The following is a 13,693-nucleotide window of genomic DNA, read 5'->3' as shown; positions in this document are numbered from 1 at the left end:
TCACTAACGCGGCCCCAGCGCACTATCACCAAAATATACTTTATACGCCATCACGGTTTTTTCGGGGCTTTCTCAGGTGGTTTCTTACAGCAATGACATTTTATCGCTACTCCTATCATCGGTAAAATTTCCACGCTACTTTTCACCGTTAAAACCTATCATTTCACCGACTACTTATCTCCGCTAACCTATCTCCTGTAGGCGTTTCATGGCTGCTGCGGTACCTTTATATCATAAAACAATCGCAAACTTTAAAACTTACTGAAATGAACGCTTATCAAAATCCATATATGTCTTTCGACGGTATCACTCCCGAAGAATATACATTTCTGCAACAGGCCACTGCCTCATTAACAGAAAACCAGGCTCGCACTTTTATGTCATTTTATGCCAGCAAAAGGCGCAATCCGCAGGATATCATGTTCGCAACGCTTGCAGGTTTCCTTGGTGTATCAGGTGTACAGCGTTTCATGACTGATCAGATCGGTATGGGTATACTTTATTTTTTCACAGCTGGTTTTTGTTTCATCGGTACCATTGTCGACCTGATCAACTACAAAACCATTGCCAACGATTACAACAGGCAAATGGCTTACGAAAGCTTCAACATAGCTAAAATGAGCAACTAAATCCCTTTAAGGGTATAGTTTCACTATATATCAAAAAAATCCACCTTCTGTTACGGGGTGGATTTTTTCGTCTTTTTTAAAGTCTCCCTTTCAGGGGAGATTTAGAGGGGCTTTACTTCATCGATTTCCCCCTTATCGCCTTAAACTCCGAACCGTTTTTCCAGCCGGGGAAGGTTGTTTCGTTACCCAACTTAGTACCAACTTCATAAAGGATATTAGCTATCTGTGCCATGCCTGTGGCATCCATAGTATCGGTGTAATTATCGGTCTGTTGGTGATAGCGGTTGTCGCCATAATCTTTTTGTTTGGCTTCGCCGTAGCTGCCATCATGTACTGCGCTGATGCTGCCATTGTTAATGTCAAGGGCCGGTACACCAACCTTGGCAAAGTTAAAATGGTCCGACCGGTAGTAGCTGCCAGAGCCGGGGTGCCTGTCGCCAACAGTGCTAAGCCCTTGTGCTTTTACTATTTCGTCAACATAATCTTCCAAATCATTTTGGCCTTTGCCGGTTACAGCTATGTCTTTGGTTTCGCCGTAATCGCCAAGGGCATCCATGTTGAGGTCGGCAACTGTTTTGTTAACCGGGTAAATGGGGTGGGTAGCATAATATTCCGAACCCAGTAAACCCTGCTCTTCGGCTGTAACAGCTAAAAATACAATGGAGCGTTTGGGTTTTTCTTTGGCCTTGTTAAATGCTTTGGCCACACTGATAATAGCAGCCACACCATCGGCATTATCAACCGCGCCATTGTAAATGCTATCGCCTTTGGCGTTAGGCTTACCTACGCCCAGGTGGTCCCAATGGGCGGTGTACAGTACATATTCGCCCGGCTGTGAACTGCCTTTAAGTGTACCGATCACGTTGTGCGATGTGGAATATTTTAATTGGTTATTGATAGTTAAAGTAACTGATTGCTTAAGTGGAATGGCTTTAAAATCTTTTTTACGGGCCAGGGCGCGGAAATCGCCGGTTATGCCCACTTCAGCTAAAAGTTTTTTACCCATATCTTCGGTGATCCAGCCTTCAACTTTGCAGCGGTTCATATGCTTGTCTTTTTGCTGCAGGTAAAGTTTGGCGCCTGTGTTACTGTTGGATACCACTTCCCAGCCATAGCTTGCAGGTTCTTTTTGGTGGATGATAAGCACGCCTGCAGCACCCTGGCGCGCGGCTTCTTCATACTTGTAAGTCCACCTGCCGTAGTAGGTCATGGTATCGCCTTTGAAAAATGTAGGATCGCCGTTTTTAAATCCCGGATCGTTCACCAGTACCACAACTGTTTTGCCTTTAACATCAAGTCCGGCATAATCATTCCAGTGATATTCGGGAGCAACAACACCATACCCGGCAAAAACCAGCGGTGAGTTTTTAAGTGTTACTGAATCAACCTCGCGGCGGCTGAAGGTTACAAAATCAGTTGTAGCGTGAAGGCTGAGCGGCGTTTTACCGCCCGTTATTTCCATGACAGGAGAAGGCGTACTGGTGATCTGTACCATGGGCACATCCTGGAAATAAATGCCATTGTTGCCCGGCTCGAGCCCGGCCAGTTTAAACTGCTCCGAAATGTATTTAATCGCCTTGTCTTCGCCGGCGGTGAAAGGTTTGCGGCCCATCATGGAATCATTGGCTAAAGCCGAGATATATTTTTTTATTTCGGCGGCGGTAATAGCTTTTTCGGCCGGCACGCTTTTATTATTCTGGCAGCCTGCAAAAATAGCAAGGCCACCAATAAGCATCAGGTATCGGTGTTTGATTTTCATATGATATGAGTTTTCGGGAAAGGATCGAATTTACGCAAATCCCCGTAAATTATCCAATCATTGAAACGTTGAAGAAATTATCGCCACGAATTTTTTCGAATTAATTGAATTACACGAATTTTTTTTCTGTGCCACGATTTGTGAAATTCGAACTAATGTAACAGATAGCCAATATAATTCGTGTATTATTGGTTTAGTTCCGGCCTGCTTAGTTTGATGATTTGCCATGCAACTTCCGCGCTTGATAACGCTACCAAAGCAAATATAGCCGCCGAAAGTGCTTTTGGTGTCGAGCTTAATGCCCCGCCCAGCGCTACGCTGTAAACAATAAATGGCAGCAGCAAAACCAGGCACAGGCCGGTAACACCAAGCGGGATCCGGAAAGGCCGCTCTTTCATCGGCTCCTTGACGCGGAGCTTTACGAGGGCGATATACTCTAAAGAAAGCCCTGCACCGTAAACGGTTACATCAATAATGAGCAGATCGGCAAAGGTCCACAATACCATAAAACTTACAACTATGGAGCAAATGATGATGGAAACAAAAGGTGTTTTAAAACGAGAGTGCAGTTTGTTAACACCTTTTGGAAGTAAATTGTCTTCAGACATTACCTGTGGCACTCGTGATACCGATAACAATACAGCGGTATAGATCCCGAGGGTACTGGCCATACCGCCCGCTGCCACTACTATACCCAGCCAGTGCCCGCCAATCAATTCGCCCAGCGCAGGGAACCCGTTTTCGGTTAAGGTATCATGGTTAATGCCCGATTGCTGGGCAACCCAAATGGCAAAAAAGTATACCACCATTACCAGCACGAAAGCCGTAAAAATTGAAATAAGATATGAGCGTACGGGTTTTTCAACTTCTTCGGCATAGGTGGTTACATTATCCCAGCCCAGGCAGTTCCACATGACGGTGTACAGTGCCATGCCAAATGACGGAAAGCTGAGCCCTTTTAACGAAGTGGCAGGGATGTGCATCGGTCCGCTGTGGTGATAAATACCTAATGCTATCATTAATATAATAGGCGCAAGTACAGCAGCACTTAAAAACAGCGATACCCTACCCACCGGCATAATGCCTAAAATATTTAACCCGGCGGATGCCCAGATGATTACCAAACAAACCGGAATCTGAAAATTTAGCAATTCGGGGAAAAAGAAACCGGCGTATTGCACAAAAAGCACCGGGTAAATGGCAAGGTCGACAAAAGTATAGAGCCAGGTCCACCAGCCCTCAACAAACCCCCAGTGGGTGCCGAGGGCATATTTTACCCATTTGTAATAGCCGCCGGTAATAGGCATCATGCTGTTAAGCTCAAGCACGGTAAATATGGCTGGCACATCCCACATTAACGGGGTTATGAGCAGGATGATCAATGCCCCATGATCGCCTGCATAACTTAATAGTGGCTCAAGGCCATAAGGGCCACCGGATACAGTAAAAAAAATAACAGCGACAAGCTGTATCGGGCGTATTTTTTTTAATGAGGTTGCAGAGGGCATAAGCTATAAAAATATAACTTATGCTTTAATATTTTAATTTTTTTGTTTGAGCCCTTATGTTGTGCTGAAGCAAGTTCGGAATGATGATACGAGGTAAAAAAAAAGGCCAGCTTCTCAGCCGGCCTTTTTCCTAAAAAAGCAATGTTATATGCTTAACCACTTTTTCCTAACAACCATTTGCTGTTCGGTTGGGCTATCAACAGTAACAATATTGTATTTAACGCGGTTGCTTTTCAGCAGGGTAACCGGTAAGGTCATAGCTTGCCCGTCGCGGGTTACAGTAACTTCAATTTTATCGCCGGGATTTTTACCATTGATCAGGGTTGCAGCATCAGTAACCAGGGTGCCGTCGATGGCGGTGATCTCGTCGTTTACGTTAATGCCATCAATATAAGCGGCAGTACCACGCTGCACGCTCGTAACAATAATTTTTTTAGCTGCGGTTGTTGTAGTAGTGATACCTAAAGCAGCATCGTTTTTATCGGCCAGTTCATCCTCTACTTTATAACCGGCATAACCTAAGTATTTATTATAATCGATAGGGGTTAGGCCATTGATGTATCTGGCATAAAAATCATCGAGTTTTTTACCTGCAAATTTTTCAAAGGCTGCTTTAAACTCAGCATCGGTATAACCGCGCTTTTTGATTTTATAATACTGGGTGTACATGTACTTCATGGCATCATCTAACGAGTATTTGCCTTTGCTGTCGTTGATGATCTCCAGATCGAGCATCATACCAATGATTGCCCCTTTGTTGTAGTATGAAATAGTAGTATTGTTAGAGTTTTCGTTAGGGCGGTAAGCTTTAATCCAGGCATCAAAGCTTGATTCGGCAACGGTTTGTACATTTTTTCCGGGTAGGTTTTCCAGAACATTGAACTCGCCCTCCAAAACATCAAAATAATTCTGAACCGGGAACAGTTGCGTACGGCGTACAATGATACCCTGGTAGTACTCGGTAAAACCTTCGGCTATCCACAAATTGGTAGTATAGTTTTCATTGTCATAATCAAAAGGGCCTAACACAATCGGGCGCAGGCGTTTCACGTTCCATAAGTGAAAATGCTCGTGGGCAACAAGGCCTAAAAAGCTTTGATATCCTTTGTCGTTGGTGTAGTTATCGCGAGATGCTCCTAAAACTGTCGAGCTCAGGTGCTCCAAACCACCACCATTACGTTGGCGGTTATGTACAATAAATACATAGTGTTTGTTAGGGTTTTCGCCAAAAACAGCTGCTTCCTGATCAACAATTTTGCGGATATCGGCTTTTAATTTTTCCTTATCATAATTGCCGCCTCCGTACATGCAAATTTCATAATGAACGCCTGATGCATCAAAGCCAAAAACATCCTGGTTGCCTACTTCAATTGGCGAATCGAACAGGATATCGAAGCTTGGTGATAAACGGGTAAACGGATCATTATTCACCATATCGAGGCTTGTTGAAACTTTATCCCAGTTTTTATATGGTTTGATATGTATAACAGCCGGCGAGTGCAGCATATTGGCCGGATAGATGAAAATACCGGTGGTTGAAAGGAAACCGTGTGATGCATCGATAAAACTGGTGCGAACTGAAAGCTCAAAAGCGTAAACCCTGTATTTTACCGTTACCGACGAAATTCCTTTTGTAACAATTTGCCAGGTATTCTTATTGATTTTAGGTGCTGCAATGGGTTTGCCGTTAGCTTCCGCAGTTAATGATTCGATGTTTTTTGCGAACTCGCGTACCAGGTATGAACCAGGTGTCCATACCGGCATTTTAAGCTCAAGGGTATTTTGCTGAAGGCTGGTAATATGCATTTCAATATCAGCATAATGGGCCTGGGCTTCAGGAAACGAAACATTGTAGGTAATCTGAGCGTTGGCGGCGGCTTTGCTGATAGTAGTACTCATAATAAAAATCGTTAGAAAAAATAACGTGCGTAGGTTGGTCAGTTTCATGGCCGCAATTTATAAAATATTATATAATCAGTTATGTATGTGGCGTTACAGCGCCCTAAACACCGTTGTAAAATGGTTGATACATGCAACTATTGTTGATATTATGCTATTAGTTTTACATCGATTTTTAAGTAAATGGAACTGATTGAACCTATTTCGCGCAAGCTGATACGCTTAGGTAAACTGTACCTTAATGTACTGGTAAAGCATACCGTTCACCTGGATGTTACCCGGTATCATTATATACTTTCGCTCATTTACTTCCATGACGGGCAACTTACCCAAAACGCGCTGGCACATCTGCTGGGCAAGGATAAATCGGCCATGGTAAGCATCATTAACCTGCTTACAGCAAAAGGCTTTGTTTACCGCGAAAACAACCCGAACGACAGGCGGCAGCAATTGCTCCGCGTTACCGATAAGGCAAAACTGGCCGTTCCGCAGATCATCGAAACATTTGAAGCCATCAATGCGGATATTACCGAAGGCATATCCGAAGCCGATATGCAGGTATTTGAAAGCGTACTTACCCGCATGCATAAAAATTTAAAACCATTGGTATCACCCGAAACAACCCTACAAGCTAAATCACACACGGATTAAACAAAGTATGAAAACGAAATATATTATTTACACGGCGCTGGCCCTGCTGGTTGCCTATTTAATTTACAATAAATTTTTTAGCGAAGGGGCAAAGAAATCGGCCGCGGCTATCGCTTCGGGTAAAGGTGATAAGAAAAAAGGCGGCGGCGCGGTAGGGGTTAAAGTAATGATAGTTAAAGATACCGCCGTAAACAACATTATTGATATTACTGGCACCATTGATGCCAATGAAAAGGTAAGCCTGATAAGCCAAACAGCAGGGAATATTACCGGGATCTATTTTAATGAAGGCACTAAAGTAACAAAGGGCCAGTTGCTGGTTAAAGTGTACAACCAGGACCTGGAAGCATCATTGCAGCAAAACCAGTACCAGGTGGCATTGGCAAAACAACAGGAAAGCCGCAACCGCCAACTGCTTCAAAAAGAAGCCATAAGCCAGGAGGAGTATGATACTTCATTAACATCATTAAATTCGTTAAAAGCTGCCGCAAATGTAATTAAGGCGCAGATTGCCCGTACCGAGATCCGGGCGCCCTTTTCAGGGACTATCGGTTTAAGGAATGTGAGCCCGGGCAGTTACCTCTCGCCATCATCGCCTATTGCCGATCTGGTTAATATCGATCCGGCAAAAGTAACTTTTGCTGTGCCTGAAAGGTACCTTTCTATACTCGGCCCCGGCAGTAAGATCAGGTTCAAAACAGAAAGCTCGATGGAGAGTTTTGTGGGTACAGTGTATGCCATTGACCCTTCAATTGATGCAAGCTCGCGCACTATTACTGTGCGCGCTAAGGCACCCAATCCTAAAGGGATCCTCACTGCGGGTAGCTTTGCCAAGATCAATTTAACGCTTGATCAAATTCCTAAAACCATTTTGCTGCCAACAGAAGCGGTTATTCCAGATTTAAAAAGCAGCCTGGTTTGGATCTACCACAATGGTAAAGCCATGTCAAAACCGGTAAAAACAGACCTGCGAACCGATACAAAGATCCAGGTTATTGAAGGCTTAAAGCCTGGCGACAGTGTGGTAGTATCGGGCCTGATCCAAATGCGGCCAAAAGTGCCTTTGAAAATTTTAAAAGTTATTAAATAAACCAATATGAGTTTATCCTCAGTAAGTATTAAGCGGCCGGTATTGGCAACAGTAATGTCTGTGGTTATTGTTGTATTTGGTATTATCGGCTATAAGTTTTTGGGCGTGAGGGATTTTCCTTCGGTCGACCCACCCATTATTTCGGTGTCAACCAGTTACTCCGGTGCCAACGCCGATGTAATTGAATCGCAGATCACAGAGCCGCTTGAAAAATCTATCAACGGTGTGCCGGGCATCCGTAACATATCGTCAACAAGTTCGGTAGGCCAAAGTAACATCACAGTTGAGTTTGACCTTGATGCCGACCTGGAAACTGCCGCCAACGACGTGCGCGATAAAGTGGGGCAGGCCCAGCGCCAGCTACCGCAGGATATTAACGCCCCGCCAGTAGTAACCAAAGCCGATGCCAGCGCCGACCAAATCATTACCCTTACCGTGAGCAGTGACACCCGTAACATCAACCAGTTGGATGATTACGCGGAAAATGTGCTGCTGGAAGGACTGCAAACCATCCCCGGTGTAAGTACCATTAACGTACAGGGACAGCGCCAGTATGCTATGCGCCTGTGGATAGACCCTACCAAGCTTTCGGCACTTGGCGTTACTGCTACCGACATTGGTGCGGCTTTAGCTAAAGAAAACGTAGAGTTGCCTGCAGGTAAAATCGAGGGTAATAATACCGAAGTTACCATCAGGGCTTTGGGCAAACTGGCAACTGAAAAAGATTTTAACAACCTCATTATCCGTGCCGACAGCAACAGGGTGATAAGGCTGAGCGATATTGGTTATGCTGTGTTGGGCTCTGCAAACGAGGAAACCATATTTAAAGAGTCGGGGGTGCCGATGGTTGCTTTGGCCCTGGTGCCGCAGCCCGGAGCTAATTATGTACAGATAGCCAAGGATTTTTATACCCGTTTAGAACAGATTAAAAAAGATCTTCCGCCCGATATTTCGGTGAAAGTGGCTTTGGATAATACGAGGTTCATTAACCAGTCGATATCTGAGGTGCAGGAAACACTGATCGTGGCCTTTGTACTGGTGGTAATTATCATCTACCTTTTCTTCCGCGATTGGCTGATAGCTTTCCGCCCACTGATAGATATCCCGGTATCATTGATCGGTGCTTTCTTTATTATGTACATCTTCGGGTTTTCTATTAATATCTTAACCCTTTTGGGGATAGTACTGGCGACGGGCCTGGTGGTGGATGACGGTATTGTGGTAACAGAAAATATCTATAAGAAGGTAGAGGCGGGCATGGCGATCCGTAAAGCGGCATTTGAAGGTTCGGCCGAGATCTTTTTTGCGGTAGTATCTACATCAGTTACGCTGGCAGCTGTGTTTTTGCCTATCGTGTTTTTACAGGGTTTCACCGGCCGTTTGTTCCGCGAGTTTGCGGTAGTGGTGGCCGGGGCTGTGTTGATATCGGCATTCGTGTCCCTGTCATTAACACCGATGCTTAACGTAAAGCTGATTCGCAAAAACCAAAAGAAATCAAGGTTTTATGAAAGAACGGAGCCGTTCTTCATTAATATGACCACTTCATATACCGAATCGCTCATTAAGTTCATGAAGCGTAAATGGGTATCATTTGCTATTCTTGCTGCATCTTTGGTTATCATCGGGATCCTGGTAAAAGTTATCCCATCCGAGCTTGCCCCGCTTGATGATCGCAGCTTGCTGCGTTATAGCGTTACCGGCTCGGAAGGTGCAACTTATGAGTACATGACCAAGTACATGGATAAGGTATCTAACCTGGTTGCAGATTCAATTCCGGAGGCCAATGTTAACCTTGAAATTGTTTCGCCATCATTTGGTGGTGGCGGTGCTTCAAATACCGGCTTTGGCAGGGTTGGGCTTGTTGCTCCTGATAAACGTGTGCGCACCCAGCAGGAACTTGCCGACTGGCTGAATGGTAAACTACGCAAAATGCCCGATGCACGTGCCATTGTGGTGCAGGAGCAAACTATCAGCGGCGGTGGTTCGGGCTCAAAAACCTCGTTGCCTGTGCAATATGTTATCCAAAACCAGGATTTTGAAAAGATCCGTAAAGTGCTGCCAACGTTTTTTGCCGAGGTATCCAAAAGCCCGGTTTTCCAGGGAACGGACGTTAATCTGAAATTTACCAAACCCGAGTTACGCGTGGTTACCGACCGTGAACGTGCCCGTGACTTAGGTGTTTCGGTTGATGATATTGCCCAAACGCTGCAACTATATTATAGCGCCGGCCGGCTCGACTACTTCCTGATAAACGGTAAGCAATACCAGGTAATAGCACAGGTTGACCGCGCTAACCGCGATCAGCCGCTTGATCTGAAATCAATTTATGTACGCAGCTCAAAAGGAACTTTGGTTCAACTGGATAACGTAGTTAAAACATCCGAGGGCGCTACGCCTCCGGCCATTTACCATTTTAACCGTTATAAATCGGCGACACTTTCGGCCGGTCTTGCTCCGGGTTATACCGTAGGTGATGGTATTAAGGAGATGGACAGGATCTCCAAAAGCTTACTTGACGATACTTTTAGTACCGCGCTAAGCGGCCCCTCACGTGACTATGCCGAAGGTTCGTCAAACATTCTTTTTGCTTTTGGCTTTGCCTTGCTGCTCATCTACCTGGTACTTGCGGCTCAGTTTGAAAGCTTTATGGACCCGCTTATCGTGATGCTTACCGTGCCGCTGGCTATTTCGGGGGCGTTTTTGTCGCTATGGCTGTTTAATCAAACCCTTAATATTTTCAGCGAGATCGGGATCATCACCCTTGTGGGGCTGGTAACTAAAAACGGTATTCTTATCGTGGAGTTTGCAAACCAACGGATGGAACAGGGCGTAGCCAAATACGAGGCAGTTATTGAAGCGGCAACGGCGCGTTTACGCCCAATATTAATGACCAGCCTGGCCGTGGTGCTTGGTGCCGTGCCTATTGCGTTTGCGCTGGGCGCCGGTGCAAAAAGCCGTGTTTCATTAGGTATTGTGATTATGGGGGGAATGCTGTTTTCGTTGGTGTTAACGCTTTATATTATCCCGATGATGTACCTGTTGCTGGCCGCTAAAACCCGTAAAGACCATGACCATAACCCTGAGGACCTGGCTGCTGAAGCTGAAATAGCCGAAGCTGCCCGTCACCCGCACCATCAAGAACCTAAACTGATCGAAAACTTGTAACGTAATATGATGATCAAGAAAATAGCCTGCCTGGTTTGTTGTTTCGCTGTGATATCAACCATGGCTTTAGCCCAGCAGGATGCGCCCTTACTTACTTTAAAAGATGCGGTAGAAATAGCACTGAAAAACAACTACAATATCAAGTTGTCGCAAAACAATTCAACCATAGCATCAAATAATGTTACACTTGGTAATGCAGGGATTTTGCCGGTGGTTACCGGTGACTTTAATGACAATAACAGTCGCCAAACAACCAAGCAAACCCGTAATGATGGTACGGTTAACAATATCCGCAATGCCAAAAACTCCAATAATAATTATGGTGTAAACCTTAACTGGACAATTTTTGATGGCTTTGCCATGTTTGCAAATTATGATCAGCTAAAGCAAGTAGATAAACTGGGTGTACTGCGATTACAGGATACCGTACAAAGGACGGTGGCCAGTGTTATCGATACTTATTATAATTTGATCAGCCAAAATGAACAGATCAAGGCATTAAAAGGAGCTATTGATATTTCCCGCACGCAGTTACGCATTGCCAATGATAAGTTTGCTGTAGGCAGGGCTTCGCGATTGGAAGTGTTGAATGCCCAGGTAAACCTGAATACGGATACCGGTAACCTGGTGATCCAGTACCAGCAATTCAAGACAGCAAAAATACGGCTTAATCAGTTACTGATCCGCGATCTGCAAACCGATTTTTCTGTTGCCGATACCATTATAGTTGATGAAAAGCTGGCACTGGCCGATGTGCTTAACAACGCGCAGCTTCAAAACCCGGCAATACTATCGGCACAAATAAACCAGCGCCTGGCCGAAATCAATCTTAAACAGGTGCGCGCTACACGGTATCCGCAGGTGGGGGTAACATCGGGCTATACTTTTACCAACAGCAAAACACCGGCAGGGTTTACATTGTCGCAAAATGTACATGGCTTTAATTATGGCCTCACGGCAAGCATCAATATTTTTAATGGCTTTAACCAAAACAGGCGCGAAAAAAATGCGAAGATCCAGATTGATAATGCGGGTATTGCCGCCAAGCAAACCAAACTGGATATTGAAAGCCAGATCAACAGCTTGTTTGTAGCATACCTTTCCGGCCTTGACCTGGTAAAACTGGAAGAAGCCAATGTAAACCTTAACAAAAAAAACCTGGATATTACGCTTGATAAATATAAGTTAGGTAACATTACCCCGCTTGAGGTAAGGGAAGCACAGCGTAACTATCTTGACGCGCAATCAAAATTCTTTGCCGCGCAATACCAAAGCAAACAGGCCGAGATCATGTTAAAACAGATAACAAACAGTATTAACATCAAATAAAAAATATTTTAATAGTAAGTTTAAAAACTTATTTTTGAATCATGACCGCGCCTTTCAAAACCTGTATGCTTATTGATGATAACTACATTGATAGCTTTATAACGCGCCGGGTTTTGGAAAGCAGCAACTTTGCCGAAAATATTATTGTGCGTCAATCGCCAATGGAGGCCATTGAGTCGTTAAAAAGCGGATCGGTAAACCCCGACGTTATTTTTTTAGATATCAGGATGCCAATAATGACGGGGTTTGAGTTTCTGCACGAATTTGCCGGTTTGGATATCGCTAAAAAAGGAATAAAAATATATATGTTATCGTCATCGCTTGATCCTACCGATATCAGGGACTCGGAAGATAATAAGCATATTACACAGTTTATTCATAAGCCACTTACTGTTAAAGCGCTCGAAGAAATTTGTCAATGATCTTAGTAGCAGATAGCGGATCATCAAAAACTGATTGGCTGCTGACCGTTTCAGACCAGGAAACCCGTTCGTTCCTTACCGCCGGGCTAAACCCGTATTTTTTAACCGAAAAAGAGATAGCCCGTATCATCCTTGAACAGGCCCCGGATATGGTTGCGCTTGCCGCAGAGATCTCTGAGATATATTTTTTTGGTGCCGGGTGCAGCAGCCCCGACCGGCACGAAATTGTATCAAATGCCCTGAGCACGCATTTTAATAAAGCCTATATCAGTGTTGACAGCGATTTGCTTGGATGCGCTTATGCAACCTGTGGTCATGAAAAAGGCATTTGTTGTGTGCTGGGAACCGGCAGTAACATCTCTTTTTTTGATGGTGAAGACATTTACGACGGACAGCATGGCCTTGGTTTTGTTTTGGGCGATGAAGGCTCAGGCACCTGGTTTGGCAAAAAGCTGATCACTGATTTTTTATATGGTAATATGCCGTATGATATCAGCCAGAAGTTTGATAAGGCCTACCACCTGAACAAGGAGATCGTGATCAAAAATGTGTATCAAAAGCCGAATGCCAATACTTACCTGGCATCATTCAGTAAGTTTGTAAGCGAAATAAAAACTACCGAATACGGGCATTCCATGCTGGTTGATGGGTTGGTGGAGTTTATTGAAACCAATATTAAATCGTACCCCGAATACCACAAGTATAAATGCCACTTTGTGGGCTCCATAGCTTATTCGTTCTCCGAAGAACTTATCTCATTATGTCACCTGCACGGCGTAAAAACCGGCAAGATCATCAAACACCCCATCAATGACCTGATGGCCTTTATCCTGAAAAGGAATGAAATGGCAACGGAAGAGTAGGCAGAATTATACCCGCGACAAAATTAGAACCGGGTCATGCTGAGTGTTTAAATCCGTGGCCTCTGAAGGTGAAATGACATAGATTTGCTGAACCGTGCAGTGTGGCCGACCGAGTTATAGTGCTTATTGCCTGTTGCTGAGTATGGTTCCGAAGCAAGAGTCTGAAGGTATGGTACGATCCCTTGTGTGGGTGATTTGTCCGATGGGTAGCCTGTCTTTTCTTTAAACTCCTTCGGGCACGGTTTAAAAAGCGTTATAAGTATGGAAAAGATGCATTTTCATGCGGCAGGTATAGATATTGGAGCCCGCAAGGTATTTGTGGGTCTTGAAGGCCAGCCGGTTCGTTCGTTTGAGACTTTCACCAGTGATCTGGTATCA

10 protein-coding genes are annotated in these 13,693 nt (G+C 44.6%); 7 read left to right on the top strand and 3 right to left on the bottom strand.

Features of this window, described 5'->3' with window-relative positions:
* Positions 1-266: 266 nt before the first annotated feature.
* Positions 267-629 (top strand): TM2 domain-containing protein, encoded by a 363-nt coding sequence (locus BLS28_RS29170; protein ID WP_090533469.1) that lies wholly within the window; start codon positions 267-269, stop codon positions 627-629.
* A gap of 112 nt (positions 630-741) precedes the next feature.
* Here BLS28_RS29170 and BLS28_RS29165 read toward each other — a convergent pair whose 3' ends face one another.
* From BLS28_RS29165 to BLS28_RS29155, 3 genes are all read right to left on the bottom strand, one after another.
* Positions 742-2,388, bottom strand: a complete 1,647-nt coding sequence (locus tag BLS28_RS29165) for a M28 family metallopeptidase (protein WP_091176085.1) — start codon at positions 2,386-2,388, stop codon at positions 742-744.
* 185 nt (positions 2,389-2,573) lie between these two features.
* Complete coding sequence (locus BLS28_RS29160) at positions 2,574-3,896, bottom strand: APC family permease (RefSeq protein ID WP_091176082.1); 1,323 nt, start codon at positions 3,894-3,896, stop codon at positions 2,574-2,576.
* A 144-nt stretch (positions 3,897-4,040) separates the two neighbouring features.
* Entirely contained in the window at positions 4,041-5,795 is a 1,755-nt protein-coding gene (locus BLS28_RS29155) for a M61 family metallopeptidase (protein WP_091176080.1), read from the bottom strand.
* Positions 5,796-5,978: 183 nt separating this feature from the next.
* Here BLS28_RS29155 and BLS28_RS29150 point away from each other — a divergent pair, with 183 nt between their 5' ends.
* The 6 genes from BLS28_RS29150 to BLS28_RS29125 are packed head-to-tail and all read left to right on the top strand — an operon-like array spanning position 5,979 to position 13,315.
* Entirely contained in the window at positions 5,979-6,446 is a 468-nt protein-coding gene (locus tag BLS28_RS29150; protein WP_090533476.1) for a MarR family winged helix-turn-helix transcriptional regulator, read from the top strand.
* 7 nt (positions 6,447-6,453) lie between these two features.
* Positions 6,454-7,536 (top strand): efflux RND transporter periplasmic adaptor subunit, encoded by a 1,083-nt coding sequence (locus BLS28_RS29145; RefSeq protein ID WP_091176077.1) that lies wholly within the window; start codon positions 6,454-6,456, stop codon positions 7,534-7,536.
* A gap of 6 nt (positions 7,537-7,542) precedes the next feature.
* Positions 7,543-10,701, top strand: coding sequence for an efflux RND transporter permease subunit (locus BLS28_RS29140; protein WP_091176074.1), 3,159 nt, complete (start codon positions 7,543-7,545; stop codon positions 10,699-10,701).
* Between the two features lie 6 nt (positions 10,702-10,707).
* On the top strand, positions 10,708-12,030 hold the full coding sequence (locus BLS28_RS29135) for a TolC family protein (RefSeq protein ID WP_256337576.1): 1,323 nt from the start codon (positions 10,708-10,710) through the stop codon (positions 12,028-12,030).
* 41 nt (positions 12,031-12,071) lie between these two features.
* A complete protein-coding gene (locus BLS28_RS29130) occupies positions 12,072-12,452 on the top strand; it encodes a response regulator (RefSeq protein ID WP_091176071.1) in 381 nt (126 codons plus the stop codon).
* Positions 12,449-13,315, top strand: coding sequence for an N-acetylglucosamine kinase (locus tag BLS28_RS29125; RefSeq protein ID WP_091176068.1), 867 nt, complete (start codon positions 12,449-12,451; stop codon positions 13,313-13,315). Before BLS28_RS29130 ends, BLS28_RS29125 begins: the two co-directional genes overlap by 4 nt.
* Positions 13,316-13,693 lie beyond the last annotated feature (378 nt).

Source organism: Mucilaginibacter gossypii (assembly GCF_900100945.1).
GTDB lineage: Bacteria > Bacteroidota > Bacteroidia > Sphingobacteriales > Sphingobacteriaceae > Mucilaginibacter > Mucilaginibacter gossypii.
The sequence above is the reverse complement of the archived record's forward strand: the minus strand, read 5'-3'. Positions and strand labels throughout refer to the sequence as shown.